The organism is Dickeya fangzhongdai (genome assembly GCF_002812485.1).
GTDB lineage: Bacteria > Pseudomonadota > Gammaproteobacteria > Enterobacterales > Enterobacteriaceae > Dickeya > Dickeya fangzhongdai.
This window is the reverse complement of record NZ_CP025003.1, coordinates 1777464-1794690: the sequence shown is the minus strand read 5'-3', so window position 1 is coordinate 1794690 and position 17227 is coordinate 1777464. Positions and strand designations below refer to the sequence as shown.

At 58.6% G+C, this 17227-nt stretch carries 15 protein-coding genes; 11 read left to right on the top strand and 4 right to left on the bottom strand.

The window, feature by feature from the left end:
- Positions 1 to 4 precede the first annotated feature (4 nt).
- Genes CVE23_RS08130 through hycI form a run of 6 tightly spaced genes read left to right on the top strand, consistent with a single transcriptional unit; the run spans position 5 to position 5639 of the window.
- Positions 5 to 1666 (top strand): hydrogenase 4 subunit F, encoded by a 1662-nt coding sequence (locus tag CVE23_RS08130; protein ID WP_100849267.1) that lies wholly within the window; start codon positions 5 to 7, stop codon positions 1664 to 1666.
- A complete protein-coding gene (locus CVE23_RS08125) occupies positions 1659 to 3386 on the top strand; it encodes a hydrogenase large subunit (protein ID WP_038918525.1) in 1728 nt (575 codons plus the stop codon). The genes CVE23_RS08130 and CVE23_RS08125 overlap by 8 nt, the downstream gene beginning before the upstream one ends.
- Before the next feature lie 10 nt (positions 3387 to 3396).
- Entirely contained in the window at positions 3397 to 3966 is a 570-nt protein-coding gene (gene hyfH, locus CVE23_RS08120) for a hydrogenase 4 subunit H (protein ID WP_039691199.1), read from the top strand.
- On the top strand, positions 3963 to 4754 hold the full coding sequence (locus CVE23_RS08115) for an NADH-quinone oxidoreductase subunit B family protein (RefSeq protein ID WP_038918522.1): 792 nt from the start codon (positions 3963 to 3965) through the stop codon (positions 4752 to 4754). Before hyfH ends, CVE23_RS08115 begins: the two co-directional genes overlap by 4 nt.
- Entirely contained in the window at positions 4751 to 5149 is a 399-nt protein-coding gene (locus tag CVE23_RS08110; RefSeq protein ID WP_038660229.1) for a formate hydrogenlyase maturation HycH family protein, read from the top strand. Before CVE23_RS08115 ends, CVE23_RS08110 begins: the two co-directional genes overlap by 4 nt.
- Positions 5142 to 5639, top strand: a complete 498-nt coding sequence (gene hycI / locus CVE23_RS08105) for a hydrogenase maturation peptidase HycI (protein ID WP_038918521.1) — start codon at positions 5142 to 5144, stop codon at positions 5637 to 5639. The genes CVE23_RS08110 and hycI overlap by 8 nt, the downstream gene beginning before the upstream one ends.
- Before the next feature lie 84 nt (positions 5640 to 5723).
- On the opposite strand, the gene dhiA is transcribed toward hycI, so the two are convergent.
- Together dhiA and dhiT are read right to left on the bottom strand one after the other, a co-directional pair.
- Positions 5724 to 6212, bottom strand: coding sequence for a type II toxin-antitoxin system antitoxin DhiA (gene dhiA / locus CVE23_RS08100; RefSeq protein WP_038918520.1), 489 nt, complete (start codon positions 6210 to 6212; stop codon positions 5724 to 5726).
- Between the two features lie 7 nt (positions 6213 to 6219).
- Positions 6220 to 6477 carry a type II toxin-antitoxin system toxin DhiT gene (dhiT, locus tag CVE23_RS08095; protein ID WP_038918519.1) on the bottom strand — a complete coding sequence of 86 codons (258 nt, stop codon included), beginning with the start codon at positions 6475 to 6477 and terminating at the stop codon, positions 6220 to 6222.
- A 497-nt stretch (positions 6478 to 6974) separates the two neighbouring features.
- Here dhiT and CVE23_RS08090 point away from each other — a divergent pair, with 497 nt between their 5' ends.
- Positions 6975 to 7517 (top strand): 4Fe-4S dicluster domain-containing protein, encoded by a 543-nt coding sequence (locus CVE23_RS08090; protein ID WP_100849266.1) that lies wholly within the window; start codon positions 6975 to 6977, stop codon positions 7515 to 7517.
- 34 nt (positions 7518 to 7551) lie between these two features.
- On the top strand, positions 7552 to 9702 hold the full coding sequence (gene fdhF, locus CVE23_RS08085) for a formate dehydrogenase subunit alpha (protein WP_049854965.1): 2151 nt from the start codon (positions 7552 to 7554) through the stop codon (positions 9700 to 9702).
- Positions 9703 to 9770: 68 nt separating this feature from the next.
- Here fdhF and flhA read toward each other — a convergent pair whose 3' ends face one another.
- Positions 9771 to 11951 carry a formate hydrogenlyase transcriptional activator FlhA gene (gene flhA, locus CVE23_RS08080; RefSeq protein WP_100849265.1) on the bottom strand — a complete coding sequence of 727 codons (2181 nt, stop codon included), beginning with the start codon at positions 11949 to 11951 and terminating at the stop codon, positions 9771 to 9773.
- A gap of 913 nt (positions 11952 to 12864) precedes the next feature.
- Here flhA and CVE23_RS08075 point away from each other — a divergent pair.
- The gene (locus CVE23_RS08075; protein WP_049854967.1) at positions 12865 to 14154 is read left to right on the top strand and encodes a dicarboxylate/amino acid:cation symporter; all 1290 of its coding nucleotides are present in this window, start codon (positions 12865 to 12867) and stop codon (positions 14152 to 14154) included.
- A gap of 54 nt (positions 14155 to 14208) precedes the next feature.
- Here the strand turns inward: CVE23_RS08075 and hypT are convergent, their stop codons facing one another.
- Positions 14209 to 15102 carry a hypochlorite stress DNA-binding transcriptional regulator HypT gene (gene hypT, locus CVE23_RS08070; RefSeq protein ID WP_038660250.1) on the bottom strand — a complete coding sequence of 298 codons (894 nt, stop codon included), beginning with the start codon at positions 15100 to 15102 and terminating at the stop codon, positions 14209 to 14211.
- Between the two features lie 152 nt (positions 15103 to 15254).
- Here hypT and cuyB point away from each other — a divergent pair, with 152 nt between their 5' ends.
- Together cuyB and CVE23_RS08060 are read left to right on the top strand one after the other, a co-directional pair.
- Entirely contained in the window at positions 15255 to 15971 is a 717-nt protein-coding gene (gene cuyB, locus CVE23_RS08065) for a cysteate racemase (RefSeq protein WP_038918516.1), read from the top strand.
- Between the two features lie 87 nt (positions 15972 to 16058).
- Positions 16059 to 17132, top strand: coding sequence for a LacI family DNA-binding transcriptional regulator (locus tag CVE23_RS08060; RefSeq protein ID WP_100849264.1), 1074 nt, complete (start codon positions 16059 to 16061; stop codon positions 17130 to 17132).
- Positions 17133 to 17227: the final 95 nt, after the last annotated feature.

Here is a 17227-nt window from a genome sequence, read left to right as displayed (position 1 = left end):
TCACATGACGACTTTGGATCTTTTTTCCCTGCTGCTGGGCGTGCCGTTTGCTGCCGCCCTGCTGGCGTTCGCCTGCCGCTTTACCGGCTCGGCGGCGCGTGCGCTGGTGAGCCTGATTCATCTGCTCGGCATCAGCGCGCTGCTGCTGACGGCATTGCTGGCGGTATGGACGGTGTACCAGCAGGGCGAGCTGCTGGCGGCCCACCGCTGGCTGCATCTCGACAGCCTGAGCGCGCTGTTTCTGGCGATTCTCGGGGTAATCGGCTTTCTCACCGGCCTCTACTCGATGGGGTACATGCGCCACGAAGTCGACGGCGGCGAGATTAGCGTCACCACGCTGTGCCACTACTACGGCTTCTTCCACCTGTTCCTGTTCACCATGCTGCTGGTGATCACCAGCAACAACCTGATCCTGATGTGGGCGGCGATTGAAGCCACCACGCTCAGTTCGGCGTTTCTGGTGGGCCTGTACGGCCAACGCTCGTCGCTGGAAGCGGCGTGGAAATACATCATTATTTGTACCGTCGGCGTCGCGTTCGGCCTGTACGGCACGGTGCTGGTGTACGCCAATGCCGCCAACGTGATGGCGGAACCGGGCAACGCCATTTTCTGGACCGAGGTGCTGCAACACGCCGGCGAGCTGGACAGCACGCTGATGCATCTGGCGTTCATCTTTATTCTGATCGGCTTTGGCACCAAAACCGGCCTGTTTCCGATGCACGCCTGGCTGCCGGACGCCCACAGCGAGGCGCCCAGCCCCACCAGCGCCCTGCTCTCCGCCGTGCTGCTCAACTGCGCGCTGCTGGTGATCGTGCGTTACACCATCCTGATCAGCGCCGCCATCGGCCCGGAATTTCCGCAACGGCTGTTGCTGGTGTTCGGCCTGCTGTCGGTGGCCGTCGCCGCGTTCCTGATTCTGGTACAGCGCGACATGAAGCGCCTGCTGGCCTACTCCAGCGTGGAAAACATGGGGTTGATCGCCGTGGCGCTCGGCATCGGCGGCCCGCTCGGCATTCTGGCGGCGCTGCTGCACACCCTGAACCACAGTCTGGCGAAAACCCTGCTGTTCTGCGGCTCCGGTAACGTACTGCTGAAATATGGCACCCGTGATATGGACGCGGTGAAAGGCATCCTGCGCGTCGCGCCGGTGACGGGCGCGCTGCTGGCCGGCGGCGCGCTGGCGCTCGGCGGTATGCCGCCGTTCAACGTGTTCCTGAGCGAGTTCATGACGGTGACCGCCGGCATCCACGCCGGTCAGTTGCCGCTGGTGCTGGTGTTGCTGGCGCTGCTGACCGTGGTGCTGGCCGGGCTGGTTCGCATGATCGCCACCAGCGTGCTGGGCAGCCAGCCGGAAGCGGTCAGCAAAGGCGAACTGGGTTGGCTGACCACCGCGCCGATGCTGATTCTGCTGGTGTTGATGCTGGTGATGGGTACCCGCATTCCGCAGCCGGTCATCCATTTGCTGGAACAGGCCACCGCCATTGTTTTAAACGGCAGCCATGCCGGCGAGCCAACGCCGCCGAGTCTGGGCTGGCCGTCGCTGAGCGCCCGTACTACCACGTCGGGTACTACCACGTTGGATACTACCACATTGGGTACTACCACGCCGGACACGGCGCCTGCGTCATCGTTAACCCCTTCCCGTCAGGAGATGTACCGTGATTAATTCATCCGCCGCGACCAGCGCTGAAAATTTAGGCGCTAATTACGTCGCCCATGTCAGACAGCAATTCCCGACGGCGATTCTGGAAGAAGAACGGCAAACCGCCAATCAGTTGACCATCACCGTCAAACTGCACCAGTTGCCGGAGGTGGTGGAATATCTCTACTACCAGCACGGCGGCTGGCTGTCGGTGTTGTTCGGCAACGACGAGCGTACCCTCAACGGCCATTTCGCCGTCTACTATGTGCTGTCGATGGAACAGGGCGAGAAGTGCTGGGTGGTGGTGAAAGCGCTGGTCAACCCAACGGTGCCGGAGTTTCCGTCGGTGACGCCGCGCGTGCCCGCCGCCGTGTGGGGAGAGCGCGAGGTGCGCGACATGTACGGGCTGATCCCGGTCGGCCTGCCGGATGAGCGCCGGCTGGTGCTGCCGGACGACTGGCCGGACGAACTCTACCCGCTGCGCAAAGACGCGATGGATTACCGCCAGCGCCCTGCCCCCACCCGTGACGACGAGTCCTACACCTTCGTCAACGACGCCACCGGCGACACCCGGGTAGTGCCGATCGGTCCGCTGCACATCACCTCCGACGAACCGGGGCACTTCCGGCTGTTTGTCGACGGCGAACAGATTATCGATGCCGACTACCGCCTGTTCTACGTCCATCGCGGCATGGAAAAGCTGGCGGAAACCCGCATGGGCTACAACGAAGTGACGTTTCTGTCCGACCGGGTGTGCGGCATCTGCGGTTTCACCCACAGCGTGGCGTATACCTCGTCCATCGAGAACGCGCTGGGCGTAGTGGTGCCGGCGCGCGCCCATACCATCCGCAGCATTCTGCTGGAGGTAGAGCGCCTGCACAGTCACCTGTTGAATATCGGGCTGTCCAGCCATTTCGTCGGTTTCGACACCGGCTTCATGCAGTTCTTCCGGGTGCGCGAAAAATCAATGCAGATCGCCGAGATGCTCACCGGCGCGCGCAAAACCTACGGTCTTAACCTGATTGGCGGCATCCGCCGCGACATCCTGAAAGAAGATCGGCTGAAGACCATCCGGCTGATCCGTGAAATGCGCGCAGAGGTGACGCAGTTGACCGATATGCTGCTCAACACCGCCAACATGGCGCAACGCACCCAGGGCGTCGGCGTGCTGAACCGTCAGGTGGCGCGCGACTACAGCCCGGTGGGGCCGATGATTCGCGCCAGCGGTTTTCAGCGCGATGTGCGCGTCGACCACCCGTTCGCCGGCTATCTGGACCTGCCGATGGAGCTGCATCACCTCGACGGCGGCGACGTTTACTCCCGCGTACTGGTGCGGGTGCGTGAAGTGTTCACCTCTTTGGCGATGATCGAATTCGGGCTGGACAACATGCCGGACGGGCCGATCCTCAACGAGCACATCCATTATCAGCCGCACAAGTTCGCGCTGGGCTTTACCGAAGCGCCGCGCGGCGAAGACATCCACTGGAGCATGACCGGCGACAACCAGAAGCTGTTCCGCTGGCGTTGCCGCGCCGCCACCTACGCCAACTGGCCGGTGCTGCGCTTTATGCTGCGCGGCAACACGGTGTCGGACGCGCCGCTGATCATCGGCAGCCTCGACCCCTGCTACTCCTGTACCGACCGCGTCACGCTGGTGGATGTCCGCAAGAAGAAAGTCACCACCGTGCCGTACAAAGAGATCGAGCGCTACGGACTGGAACGCACCCGTTCGCCGCTGAAATGAGGGAGGCCCCATGATTAAATTGTTCAAAACCATCCTCAAGGCGGGCAACAGCACGGTGAAATACCCGTTCGCGCCGCTGGCGGTGCCCGCCGGATTTCGAGGCAAACCGGAGTACGACCCGGAGCAGTGCATCGGCTGCGCCGCCTGTACCATGGCCTGCCCGGCCAATGCCCTGACGATGGCTAACGACCTGGACAACGGCACCCGCACCTGGCAGTTGTTCCTCGGCCGCTGCATCTTCTGCGGCCGCTGCGAAGAAGTGTGCCCGACCCGCGCCATCGTGCTGTCGCAGGAGTTCGAAATGGCGGTCGCCAGCAAGGCCGACCTGTACCAGCGCGCCACCTTCCAACTGCTGAACTGCCATGTCTGCCAGCGGCCGTTCGCGCCGCAGAAAGAGGTGGAATACGCGATGGCGCTGCTGGCGCACGCCGGGGTGCCGGAAAACGAGGTGGAGGCGCGTCGCCACCAGTTCGAAACCTGCCCGGACTGCAAACGCAAACAGAACATGAACCATCAGGGCAACGTGCGGCTGAGTCAGCACCTGCCCGCCCCGACCACTCACAAGGGGAATGCGCAATGAGTATGCTGCCCAACGGGGTCGATCACTACCACACCACCCCGATTACGCTCGACGAACAGGCCCAGCAGCTGAAAAAGACGCTGCTGAAAGATATCCAGCGCTCCGCCTACGTCTACCGCGTGGACTGCGGCGGCTGTAACGGCTGCGAGATCGAGATCTTCTCCGCCATTACGCCGCTGTTCGACGCCGAACGCTTCGGCATCAAGGTGGTGGCGTCGCCGCGCCACGCCGACATCCTGCTGTTTACCGGCGCGGTGACCCGCGCCATGCGAAGCCCGGCGCTGCGCGCTTATGAATCGGCGCCGGATCCGAAAATCTGTATCTCCTACGGCGCCTGCGGTTGCGGCGGCGGCATCTTCCACGACCTGTACTGCGTGTGGGGCGGCAGCGACAAAATCGTGCCGATCGACGTCTACATCCCCGGTTGTCCGCCGACCCCGGCGGCGACGATTTACGGTTTTGCGGTGGCGCTGGGGCTGCTGGAGCAGAAACTGCACGGCAGCGACCACCAGCAGGCCGAACATGAGAAAGCGGCGCTGATTCATCCGGCGGTGCCGCTGGATTTGCGGGTGCGGGTGGAGCGGGAAGCCCGTCTGATGGCGGGGTATCGCCAGGGGCGGGAAATCAGCGACCGTTTCCTCGACTTGCTGGAAAACCAGCCGCTGGAAGGCTTTGAGCATCGCGTCACCCGTTGGCTCAACCAATATGAAGACCCGCGGCTAAACGAGATCGTCGGTCATCTGCTACAGATTTATCACGCCATGCTGCGCGGGGAGATCCTGTCATGAGCAGCGTTCGTTTTTATGCCCTGAACCGCAAGTTTCTCGACAGCCGCGACAAGATACCGGAGCAGGCGCAGCAGGTGATGTATTACTCGCTGGCTATCGGCCATCACGTCGGCGTCATCGACTGCCTGAAACAGGTGTTGCATTGCCCGCTGGCGGAGTACGAAGGCTGGGTCGGTCAGTTGAGTGATGAGGAAGCCCGCCGCAAGATGCTGGGTTTGCTGCGCTTTGGCGAAATCACCATTGACCACACCCACACCGCGCTGCTGGGCGCGGCCTTCACCGCACTGGCGGCGGGGGATCGCTACCCGGAATGGACCGCTACGCTGGTGGACTATCTGGCGGCGATGCAACGGGAACCGGCTATTTATCTAATGGTGAAACGCCTTGATGACTGAACACCCTTTACACACCGAAGCCCCTTTATATATCGAAAACATGGTGCTGACCGTCGGCAACACCCTGATGGGGGACGACGGCGCCGGCCCGCTGCTGGCGGAACGCATGAGTCAGCAACCGGTAGCGGGCTGGTCGGTGATTGACGGCGGCGCCATTCCGGAAAATGCCGCTCACACGCTGCGGGAACTGAAGCCTCGCCGCCTGCTGGTGGTGGACGCCACCGACATGGGGTTGGCGCCGGGCGCCATCCGCATCGTCGATCCGGATCGTATCGCCGAAGACATGCTGATGAATACCCACAGCCTGCCGCTGAACTACCTGATCGACAGCCTGAAGGAAGACATTCCCGAGGTCATTTTCGTCGGCATCCAGCCTGCGCTGGTGGCGTTTTATTTTCCCATCAGCCTAGAAGTAACCCGGGCGGTGGACACCCTGTATCAGCGATTATCCGGCTGGGAGGAGAACGGCGGGTTTGAGGTGCTGGCGTAAGGCGCACGTGCATTGACGTGATATTGGCCCTGATAGGGCTACGGGCGGAGCAGACGCCAGCTCCGCCCCTGGCAGGCCCACGGCTTACTTCTCTTCCAGTTGCAGCACGGTATGCGCCAGGCTGACCACCGTCGCAAGACTGACATGGGTATTTTTATTCAGCGACTTATACAGACTGGTGCGACTTTTCGCCCCCGCCTCTTTGGCTACTGTGCTGTTGCCATGTTTTTCCACCGCGATTTTCAACGCCGCTTGCAGAATTTCCGGCCGGTTCTCAATCACGGCATCATAGAAGGCGCGAGAGATGACATCAGCGAAGTTCTTTTCTCGCACCGCAAGCGTGTGGCTGACATACTCCCCTTTTTTCCGCAATTCCGACGCGGAAATCTTAATATCCGGCGACCATTCCAGCGAACCATCCGGCAGCAGCCCAAACTTGATAAATAGGCTGGCGTTCGAAAATACCGGGCTGGAGGCATATTGATAAAGATTGATGTCGCAAACCAAACCATCCTCATAGGTCAGGCGCAACGAAAAGTCGCCAATCACGTCAACTTCCACGATTTTATGCATAAATGCCTCACAGTTTTCCCGGATTTCTCCCCACAACCGCCCGCTCCCACATACTCAGCAGTTGTTCCCGATGGGCTCTGATATGCGCAAGCGCCAGCTTGCGCTTGTTATTCGGCAGATATCCTTCGATCTCTGTTCCAGTACGAATACTGATGATCAGCTCATGGTTGCCATAACAGACATGAACGTGCGGCAAGTGGTGCCGTTCATCATCGTAAAAGTACAAATGGAAAATCAGCCCTGCCAGTCTGTCAATCTCAGGCATTGGCACTCCTTGTCAATGAACAGAGTAACACCGTATCCCAAAGGATACAACCATTCGATTCCCGTCTTCTTGCCTGTAAAAGGCTCCATGTTGATTTCACTGAAAAATAAAAAACTATTGCGCGCCGCTGAAATGTGCGGGTAAAGCGCCATCGCGCTGAAGACACAATAAGGGCCAGACTTTCTAACCTCGATAGACAGTTTTCAGAGCTGGAACACGCTTCGCAACAGATTGGTTTTTCTCTGCCTGTTGCTGCGGCCTGCATCGCGCCGGGCACACGTCGTCAAATCTGCCGAACCTCGTCGACTGACACTCGTCACCGGCCGGTCACAGGCTGTCTTTTCCCCAAAAACTCACTTTAAATCTCTGATAAATCAAATTGATAAACCATAAGCATTCATTCTGGCATAAACCCTGCTTTATATGTGGCGATGTGTCGGCGGCCGAGCCTTCGACATAACCCTTAGTCCATCAGAGCCGCGGAAGGAGACCCTGTCATGAACCGGTTCGTTTTAGCAGACCCCAGGAAATGTATTGGCTGCCGCACCTGCGAAGTCGCCTGCGTGCTGGCGCACAGCGACGGTAACCCGTCGTCGCTGTCGCCAGAGCATTTCACACCGCGCCTGAAAGTGGTGAAGGGGCTGAATGTCAGCACCACGATTCAATGCCGCCACTGTGAAGACGCCCCCTGCGCCAATGTTTGTCCCAACGGGGCGATCGTACACGCCGGCGATCATATCCGGGTGCAGCAGGAAAAATGCATTGGTTGCAAAACCTGCGTGGTGGCCTGCCCGTACGGCGCCATGACGGTGATCAGTAAACCGGTGGCGCGTATCAGCCATTATCAGACACTGGGTAACTGCATCAAGGCGGAGGCGCACAAGTGCGACCTGTGCGAAGGACGCGTCAACGGCCCGGCCTGTGTCGAAGTCTGCCCGACCAAAGCCCTGCGCCTGATCAGTCGGGAAGACATTCAGGAGATGATTCAACGTAAACAGCGGCGCGCAGCACTTGATGAAGCCGCGGAAATGAAATTCTGAGCGTGCCGCCGGTACGATGAAGGAGAGCAATGTCATGCAGAAAGTGATTACCGTCTGCCCTTACTGTGGGTCAGGCTGCAAAATTAACCTGTTGGTGGAAAACGGTAAAGTGGTCGGCGCGGAAGGCGCCAACGGCCTGACCAACGAAGGCGAACTATGCCTGAAAGGCTATTACGGCTGGGATTTTCTCAACGACACCAAGCTGTTAACCCCGCGACTGAAGCAACCGATGATCCGCCGTCAGAAAGGCGCGCCGTTTGAGGTAGTGTCCTGGGACGAAGCCATCGACTTCGCCAGTTCCCGCCTGAAAGCCATCAAAGAAAAATACGGCCCGGACGCCATCATGCACACCGGTTCTTCCCGCGGGCCGGGCAACGAAACCAACTATGTGATGCAGAAATTCGCCCGCGCGGTCACCGGCACCAACAACATCGACTGCTGCGCCCGCGTTTGCCACGGCCCGTCAGTCTCCGGTCTGCAGGTGACGCTGGGCAACGGCGCGATGAGTAACTCGATCTGCGAAATCGAACACACCGACTGCATTCTGGTGTTCGGTTACAACGCCGCCGATTCTCACCCGATTGTGGCGCGCCGCATCATCAAGGCCAAAGAACGCGGCGCCAAAATCATCGTCTGCGACCCGCGCCATATCGAAACCGCGCGTATCGCCGACCTGTGGCTGCCGCTGAAAAACGGCTCCAACATGGCGCTGGTCAACGCCTTCGCCAACGTGCTGATCAATGAAGGGTTGTATAACGCGAATTTCGTGGCCCAGCATACCGAAGGGTTCGAGGAATACCGCAATCTGGTGGCGAAATACACGCCAGAATACGTAGCGGACATCACCGGTCTCGACCCGCAGTTGATTCGCGACGCCATTCGCCTGTACGCCGCCGCGCCGTCCGCCACCATTTTGTGGGGCATGGGCGTCACCCAGTGGACGCAGGGCGTGGATGTGGTGAAAGGCTTGTCCGGTCTGGCGTTGCTCACCGGCAACCTCGGCCGCCCGAACGTCGGCGTCGGCCCGGTGCGCGGTCAGAACAACGTACAGGGCGCCTGCGACATGGGCGCCCTGCCGAACCAGTTCCCCGGCTACCAGAAAGTCACCGACGCGGACCTGCGCGAAAAATTTGCCAAAGCCTGGGGCGTACCGTCGCTGTCCGACCGTATCGGCTACTCGCTGACCGATGTGCCGCACATGATCAAGGAAGGCAAGATCAAAGCCAATTACCTGATGGGCGAAGATCCGCTGCAAACCGAACCGGATTTGTCGGTGGTGCGCGAAACCTTCAACCAGTTGGAACTGCTGATCGTTCAGGACATCTTCATGACCAAGACCGCCGCCGTGGCGGACGTGATCTTCCCCGCGACGTCCTGGGGCGAACATGAAGGGGTGTATTCAGCCGCCGACCGTGGTTTCCAGCGTTTCTACAAGGCGGTGGAGCCGAAGGGCAACGTCAAGCCGGACTGGGAAATCATCAGCCTGATGGCAACCGCTCTGGGTTACCCGATGCATTACAACAACACTCAGGAAATCTGGGATGAGTTGCGCAATCTGTGCCCGCTCTACTACGGCGCCACCTACGAGAAAATGGCCGGTCTGGGCTATGTGCCGTGGCCGTGTCTGACCGAAGACAGCCCAGGCACGCCGTGGCTGTATGCCGGTAACCAGTTCGACCGCCCGAACGGTAAAGGCTTGCTGTTCGCGACAGAATGGCACCCGCCGATGGAGCAGACCGACGCCGACTACCCGCTGGTGCTTTCCACGGTGCGCGAAGTCGGTCACTACTCCTGCCGTTCCATGACCGGCAACTGTACCGCGCTGCAAACGCTGGCGGACGAACCGGGTTACGTACAGATGAACCCGGAAGACGCCGCACGCCTCGGCATTCGCGATCAGCAACTGACGTGGGTGGCGTCACGCCGCGGCAAAGTGATCAGCCGGGCGATGGTCAGCGAGCGCATCAATAAAGGCGCGGTTTACATGACCTATCAGTGGTGGATCGGCGCCTGTAACGAACTGACGCTGGACGAAGTGGACCCGATCGCTAAAACACCGGAATACAAACACTGCGCGGTGAAACTGGAACCGATCGCCGACCAGAACTGGGCGGAGAACTACGTCACACAGGAGTACAGCGCGCTGAAAGCCCGTCTGCGTAAAGAAGCGGAAGTCGCGGGTTGATCCTTCGCCATCCTCCCCGGTCGGGGAGGAGGTTTTTTTCAGACCCTCTCACCACCTCATCGCCTTAATCAGGAAATCCCTTCGATTTCCCGGGCGGAAATCCCCATGCGTTGCATCCGCGACAACAATGTGGTGCGTTTAAGCCCAAGCCGGGCGGCGGCGCCTTTCGGACCGGCGACGATGCCGTTGGTTTCCCGCAATACCCGGATAATCCGCTCGCGTTCCGATTCCTCTTCGGCATCCAACTGCCCAGATGACGGCTCGGCCGCCACCGGCGGCGGCGGCGTAAAGTCGCGGTGCGCCGGTTTGGGCACCTCCAGCGGCGACAGATGATGCTGCAATTCATCTATCTGCAAATTAAGCGTGGTGCCGCGCGTCAGGATCACCGCCCGCTCCACCACGTTTTCCAGTTCCCGCACGTTGCCGGGCCACGGTAAACAGCTCAGCTGACGCAGCATGTCGGACGGAATGCTGTCGATAGTGCGGTTCATGCGACGGGCGATCTTGCGGGTGAAAAACTTCACCAGCAACGGAATATCTTCCGGCCGCTCGCGCAACGGCGGAATAACGATGGGAAACACGTTGAGTCGGTAATACAGGTCGCTGCGGTACTCGCGGTCCGCCACCATCTGTTTCAGGTCACGGTTGGTGGCGGCAATCAACCGCACATCCACCGCGATGACTTTGCTGCCGCCCAGCCGTTCTATCTCCCGCTCCTGCAACACCCGCAGCAATTTGGGCTGCAATTCCAGCGGGATATCGCCCACCTCATCCAGAAACAGCGTGCTGTTATCCGCCAGTTCAAACCGCCCCTGACGCTGACTGGTGGCGCCGGTGAACGCGCCCTTTTCATGGCCGAACAGGTCACTTTCCAGCAGGCCGGACGGAATGGCGGCGCAGTTCATTTTCACCATATGCCGGGCTTTACGCTGGCTCAGGCTGTGTATAGCGCGGGCAATCAGCTCCTTGCCGGTGCCGGTTTCACCCAAAATCAGCACCGTGCTGTCGCTGGCCGCCACCATCTCCACCTGTTCCAGCACCTGCCGGATGGCGGCGCTGCGGCCGATGATTTCACCGAACTCGTCGCCGCTGCGCTGATGAATATGCTCGGTAAGCTGTTCCGTCAGGTAGAAATTCTCATGCACCAGCGAATCTTTCATGCGGGTGATCTGCTCATAGGCCAGCGCGTTATCCAGCGCAATAGCGATACGCGCGGCAATTTGCCGCAGCAGCCGGAGATCCGCTTCGCTGACCGCCAACGCTGAGCGGTGCGCCAGCTCCAGCACCCCCAACGTCCGGTTGCCAAACGCCAGCGGCAACAGGCAGACATGAGACAACGCATGGTCAAACCACTGACTGAGCGGGCGCGGCTCGCCGGCCTGGGGGCGCTCCGCCACCCGTACCAGCAGCGGCTGATGCTGCGCCATCACGCCGTCTGCCAGCGTTTGCGCCCGCTCCACCTCGCCTTGCACCGTTTTCGGCGCGCCGGCCTGCGGGTAGACGGTGGCGAGATACTTGAGCGCTTGCGCTTCGCCCTCGCCTTCTTTTAATACCAGCGCGATAAAATCAATGCCGAAGAAACGGTGGATCTCGCGCGACACCTCCAGCGCCAGCGCCTTCAGCTCCAGTTTGGAAATCACGGTATTGGTGACATCCACCAGAATGCGCAGATGGTCGCGCTCATGGCGCAACCGCTCCTCTTCTTGCAGCACCTGCTCGCGTTCACTAATGTTTTCCACCACCAGCGCCACCACTCCAGCCAGCGCCTGGAAAAAGTCGAGTTCGTTATCGGTGAAACGGCTGCCGTCGGTCTTGAGGAATTCCACTCCGCCCAGCCCGCGGTGCGTGCCACACAGCGGCAACTGACAATAATCGCTCAGTCCGGCGTAGGCCGGCTGGTCGGTCAGGTGGGGAAAATCGCGCAGGAAGTGCGTGCGATCGCAGTGCAGCGGGGTCTGGGTGCTCCACACCACTCCGCCGGGACCGTTCGCCAGCAGAACCGCCTCTTCGCTGCACTGGGTACGCCCGGATTCGCGATCGTAGCGGTAGAAATTCATCTGGTTATGCAGCGGATCAAGCAGGATCAGATTGACCCGGCCAAAGCGCACCACTGAAAACGACACGCCATCCAGCGCCCGCAACAGGTCGGGAATGCTGCGCTGTTGCAACAGTGACTGAGAAATTTTCAGCAAGGCATCCTGCCACAGAATAGACAGCCGGGACGGAGAGTCTGTCAGTCGTGTCGCCATAACCACCGTAATCCAATTTCCATAGATAGTGTGGGGAAATAGTGTAAGAGCTTCACTGACGAAATGACACGTCGCCTCACCAATAGCTTGATCTGAATCGTGCTAAACCGGAGCACGCCGGCAACAAGCGGTTACCGGATAAGCGATTATCGCCTGTCGCGCCAGATAATAATAAGAACCGTTTACTATTGTGGGTGTATTTTATACAGCGGCCATTACCGATGCTTGCTGAGGTAATATTGTCTTTGTGTATATTATCGTGCTGAATTGGTTAAAACGCCGTCATATAAAAACCAAAATCCAACATTTCAGTTACATCCAGAAAGAAGAAAATAACATTTACCCGCCCGTTCAATGCAATTAAAGCAGGTCATTAAAATTGCTGCTGTTTTTATTCAATTGCGATACGTTTTTTTCGTATTACGCCAGATTATATTTTCATGAATAGAAGGGTAATTACTGTTTATTAATCACTCATGTCATCAACCAATAATAAAATCGTGAATGGATAAAAATAGTTCAACGGCGATTATTGGATTTATTGCTGACTCAGATGATGATATAAGAAAAAGTTATGATTAACTTAAAAAGCGCCTGTCGTCTCACGACATAAAAAACACAACCAATTGATAAATATAAAATTATAGAAATAAATACACCTATTATTTATCTGGTTTTTACCCATAGTCAACAGGGAAATAACGCATTTTTGACCTCATTCAGTGATGCATTTCATTTTATCAGCAGAAAAAAAGGGCAAAAATCCGATTTCGTTGTAATATTTCGCGCGGCAGACACAACACCCCACAAACAAATCAGGGTATCGGCCTGCGTATGTCTCACGACATCTCTGACCGCTACGCTGCAATAACACTGTGTGTTGTCTGAATACATTCATCAACATGAGGTTAATATGCAAAGGCAGAAGTTATTAATACAGATATGCTTGGCGATCGTGCTCGGTATTCTGATTGGTTGGGCATGCCACACCTATCTGGACGGTGCCCGCGCCAAAGAGGTGGCGTCTTACTTCAATATGGTCACCGACATCTTCCTGCGCCTGATCAAGATGATCATCGCGCCGCTGGTGTTCGCCACTCTGGTCTCCGGTCTGGCCAGCATGGGCAACTCTTCTGCCGTGGGCCGCGTCGGCCTGAAAGCTATGACCTGGTTCGTTACCGCGTCTTTCCTGTCGCTGCTGATCGGCATGATGCTGGCGAACTTCTTCCAGCCGGGCGTCGGCATGAATCTGGTCGCGCCGGTCAACCATGTCACCACCGGTCTGAATACCGATGGTTTCACGCTGAAAAACTTCATCAGCCATATCTTCCCGAAAAGCATCGTGGAAGCGATGGCCAACAACGAAATCCTGCAGATTCTGGTGTTCTCGCTGTTCTTCGGTTCTGCGCTGGCTTACGTCAAACACCATAACAAACAGGCCAACTTCATTCTGTCCACCATCGAAGAGCTGGCCAAAGTGATGTTCCGCGTGACCGACTACGTGATGGCGCTGGCGCCGATCGCCGTGTTCGCCGCCATCGCGTCCGCCATCACCACTCAGGGTCTGGGCCTGATCTACGACTTCGGCAAGCTGATCGGCGAGTTCTATCTTGGTTTGGCGCTGCTGTGGGCGGTGCTGTTCCTGGTCGGTTACGCCTTCCTTGGCCGCTCCATCGCGGTGCTGGCCCGTCTGATTCGCGAACCCACCATGCTGGCGTTCGCCACCGCCAGCAGCGAGTCGGCCTACCCGAAAACCATGGATGCCCTGACGCGTTTCGGCGTACCGAAGAAGATCACCAGCTTTGTGCTGCCGCTGGGTTACTCCTTCAACCTGGACGGCTCCATGATGTACCAGTCGTTCGCTATCCTGTTCATCGCTCAGGCGTACAATATTGACCTGAGCCTGACCCAGCAGATCCTGATCCTGCTGACGCTGATGATCACCAGTAAAGGTATGGCGGGCGTCGCGCGCGCCTCCGTGGTGGTGGTAGCCGCCACCCTGCCGATGTTCAACCTGCCGGAAGCCGGCATCCTGCTGATTCTGGGTATCGACCAGTTCCTGGATATGGGCCGCACCGCGACCAACGTTATCGGCAACAGTATCTCGACCGCCGTGGTGGCCAGTCTGGAAAAAGACATCACCGACGACGAGGAAGAGCCTGAGGCGGAAGTGGCGCTGCAACAGGCCAGACAAGACGCCTGACCGTTCCCGGAAACAGCTTAGTTCGTCAAACAGCGGCCCTGCGGCCGCTGTTTTTTATTGCGCCGAACGCGGCGCGGTCATCGCCCGCCAGAATGACTCCGACGCCACGTTAAGCCGCGCATCCAGCCGGTACAGATACACCTGCATCTTCATCACCGCCTGATCCAGTTTCAGCACCGTCAGCTCCTTGTGCGCCAGTTCATCGCGGATGGAATAATCCGGCAGCCAGGCGATGCCGTGGCCCTGCTTCGCCATACGTTTGAGCAAGTCGCTCATCGAGGAGACAAAACTCACGGTAAACCGCTCGGGCGCCAGCGTGGAAAGATAGCGGTTGACCTGACGCCCCATGTAGCTGGTGTCGGTGTAATTGAGCAGCGGCAGCCCGGCGGCACGGATGTCAAACAACGGTTTGCCGGCCGCATCGCAGGCGCAAACCGGGTACAGGGTGGAATCCATGATGCGGGTATGGCGAAACGGCTCCGACATCAGTTCCTCGTTGTAAAACGAAAAAATAAAATCGCTGCGCCCTTCTTTCAGATTGAGTACCGCATCATCCACATCGATGGATTCAACATAGAAAATCTTCTCCTGCCGATCCGGCACGGTTTTAAGCAGTTCCGGCATCACAAACACCGACAGCGAATGCGCCGCCGCAATCGTGATCTTGTTCTTGTAATGGCTGCCGCCGTGCAGTTTGTGAATCTGGTATTCCAGATCGTCGAGGGTGTTGCGGATATGGGCGTGAAAAATCTTGCCCGGTTCGGTCAGTTGCAACGGCTGGGCGCCGCGGTCGAAAATATCGAACCCCACCGCCTCTTCCAGCGCCCGGATTCGTCGGCTGAATGACGACTGGGAAATGTTGCGCGTCTCGGCTGCCAGCGTAAAACTGCGGTGCTCCTCCAGTGCGATAAAATCGTATAACCATTTGGTTTCAATGTTATTTAGCATCGACACTCACCTTTCAGAAAAACGCATTACGCGCATAACGCCAGCACAGTTATGCAAAACATACATAGAGGATGGGAATTTCGCAATTCACATTTCCGGGCGCTGTGCGATGATTTTTCCACTCCAACATCACCATCAATGAGGCGGAAAACGTGAATCCTGTAGTCGGCATTCTTGGCGGCATGGGACCCGGTGCGACCGTGGATGCCATGCAAAAACTCATCCGGCATACTCCGGCCAGAAAGGATCAGGAACATATTCCGGTGATCGCGGTTTCTATCCCGGATATTCCCGATCGTACCCAATGTATTCTCAATCACAGCGCCTCACCGCTGAAGAAAATGGTGGAGTACATGAAAATTCTGGAGAGAGCCGGCGCGACCTGCATCATCATTCCCTGCAACACCGCGCATTACTGGTTCGAGGATTTGAAGCGGTATACCCAGTTGGAGATGATCAGCATTATTGACGCTACCTGTCAGCAGGTGGCTGAACAGCGCGTCCGTCACGTCGCCATCCTGGCCACCACCGCCACCGTGCGCGGCGAAATTTACCAGCACGCACTGGCCGATCAACAGGTGCGCTGCACATTACCGACCGACGAGCAGCAGGACGCGGTGATGAACAGTATCTACGCCTACAAGGCGGGCGATGCCGCGCAAGCCCGGGCGCTGCTGCTGCCGGTGGTCGACTCGCTGCGGCAGCGGGGCGTGGAAAAAATCATTCTGGGTTGTACCGAGCTGCCGCTGATTCTGGAGCCGGAAGCCGTCGCCGAGCCAGACGCCTATCTGGATGCCACCGATGCGCTGATCAGAAAAACCATCGCCTGGTATTACCAGCAGGTAACGCATCCACCGGTCGCCGCGTAATTTTTCTCTGTCGGTCGCAGTCTACTGTCGCCAGCCTTTGTTATGATAACGTCAGGTGACAATACAGGGACTGATTAACAGAGAACCATGAAAGCGAAACCAGTAACGCTCAATGACGTGGCGGCTTACGCCGGGGTATCGTACCAGACAGTCTCCCGGGTGCTGAATCAAGCGCCTCATGTCTCAGACCGAACCCGGGGAAAAGTGGAGCAGGCAATGGCCGCGCTCCACTACATCCCCAACCGGGTGGCCCAGCAACTGGCGCGCCGCAGCGCCACCACCATCGGGCTGGCGACCATCGACCTGTCGCTGCACGCGCCCTCCCAAATTGCCGCCGCGATTAAAACCACCGCCAGCGAACTGGGATTCAACGTGGTGATATCCATGCTGCGCGCCGTCGATGGCAATGACGTTCAGCGCGCGGTCAATGAACTGCTGGCGCAACGGGTGGACGGCGTGATCGTCAACGTGCCGCTGGAACAGGAAGCGGCGGAGCAAATCCACCAGCTGTGCGCCGCCACGCCGGCGCTGTTTCTCGACACCTCCCCCGCCGCCGACCTGCCCAGCGTGATATTCGACCCGCATCAGGGCACCAAACTGGCTATCGATCATCTGGTGGAGCTGGGCCATCGCCGGATTGCCTTGCTTGCCGGCCCGCAAAGCTCGGTATCCGCCCGGCTGCGTTATGAAGGCTGGCAACAGGCGCTTGCGGCCCATCTGCTGACGCCCTGCGCTATGGCGGAAGGCGACTGGAGCGCCAGTTCCGGCTATCAGCAGGCGCATCTGCTGCTGGCGAATGCGGTTCGCCCGACCGCCATTGCCGTCGCCAACGATCAAATGGCGCTGGGCGTTTTGCGGGCCATCCACGAGTATGGTCTGCGGGTACCGGAACAGATCTCAGTGATCGGCTTTGACGACACCCGCGACAGCGCCTATTTCCAGCCGCCGTTGACCACCATCCGTCAGGACTTCCGGCAACTGGGCCGGGAAAGCGTCAACCGGCTGCTGGAATGCCTGCAACACCCGCACACCCCCGCCCCGCTGCGGCTGAAAACCACGCTGATCCCCCGTCAGACCACCGCCGCCTGGCAACCCTCCATCCTGTCGCCGCAAGACGTAGCGCTACAGCTGATTACACTGGCGCGGCAGTTACAACGCTAATCCATTCCCCAACGCCGATTGGTTTTGTGATCGACGCCACTTTCCGGCGTCCTTGCGCTTTACTCACGCCCGGCAAGCCGCGATCCTGCCAGTAA

Coding starts and splice junctions, on each gene's coding strand:
- CVE23_RS08130 (WP_100849267.1), top strand. CDS start 5: ATGACGACTTTGGATCTTTTTTCCCTGCTGCTGGGCGTGCCGTTTGCT.
- hyfH (WP_039691199.1), top strand. CDS start 3,397: ATGATTAAATTGTTCAAAACCATCCTCAAGGCGGGCAACAGCACGGTG.
- CVE23_RS08115 (WP_038918522.1), top strand. CDS start 3,963: ATGAGTATGCTGCCCAACGGGGTCGATCACTACCACACCACCCCGATT.
- CVE23_RS08110 (WP_038660229.1), top strand. CDS start 4,751: ATGAGCAGCGTTCGTTTTTATGCCCTGAACCGCAAGTTTCTCGACAGC.
- hycI (WP_038918521.1), top strand. CDS start 5,142: ATGACTGAACACCCTTTACACACCGAAGCCCCTTTATATATCGAAAAC.
- dhiA (WP_038918520.1), bottom strand. CDS start 6,212: ATGCATAAAATCGTGGAAGTTGACGTGATTGGCGACTTTTCGTTGCGC.
- dhiT (WP_038918519.1), bottom strand. CDS start 6,477: ATGCCTGAGATTGACAGACTGGCAGGGCTGATTTTCCATTTGTACTTT.
- CVE23_RS08090 (WP_100849266.1), top strand. CDS start 6,975: ATGAACCGGTTCGTTTTAGCAGACCCCAGGAAATGTATTGGCTGCCGC.
- fdhF (WP_049854965.1), top strand. CDS start 7,552: ATGCAGAAAGTGATTACCGTCTGCCCTTACTGTGGGTCAGGCTGCAAA.
- flhA (WP_100849265.1), bottom strand. CDS start 11,951: ATGGCGACACGACTGACAGACTCTCCGTCCCGGCTGTCTATTCTGTGG.
- CVE23_RS08075 (WP_049854967.1), top strand. CDS start 12,865: ATGCAAAGGCAGAAGTTATTAATACAGATATGCTTGGCGATCGTGCTC.
- hypT (WP_038660250.1), bottom strand. CDS start 15,102: ATGCTAAATAACATTGAAACCAAATGGTTATACGATTTTATCGCACTG.
- CVE23_RS08060 (WP_100849264.1), top strand. CDS start 16,059: ATGAAAGCGAAACCAGTAACGCTCAATGACGTGGCGGCTTACGCCGGG.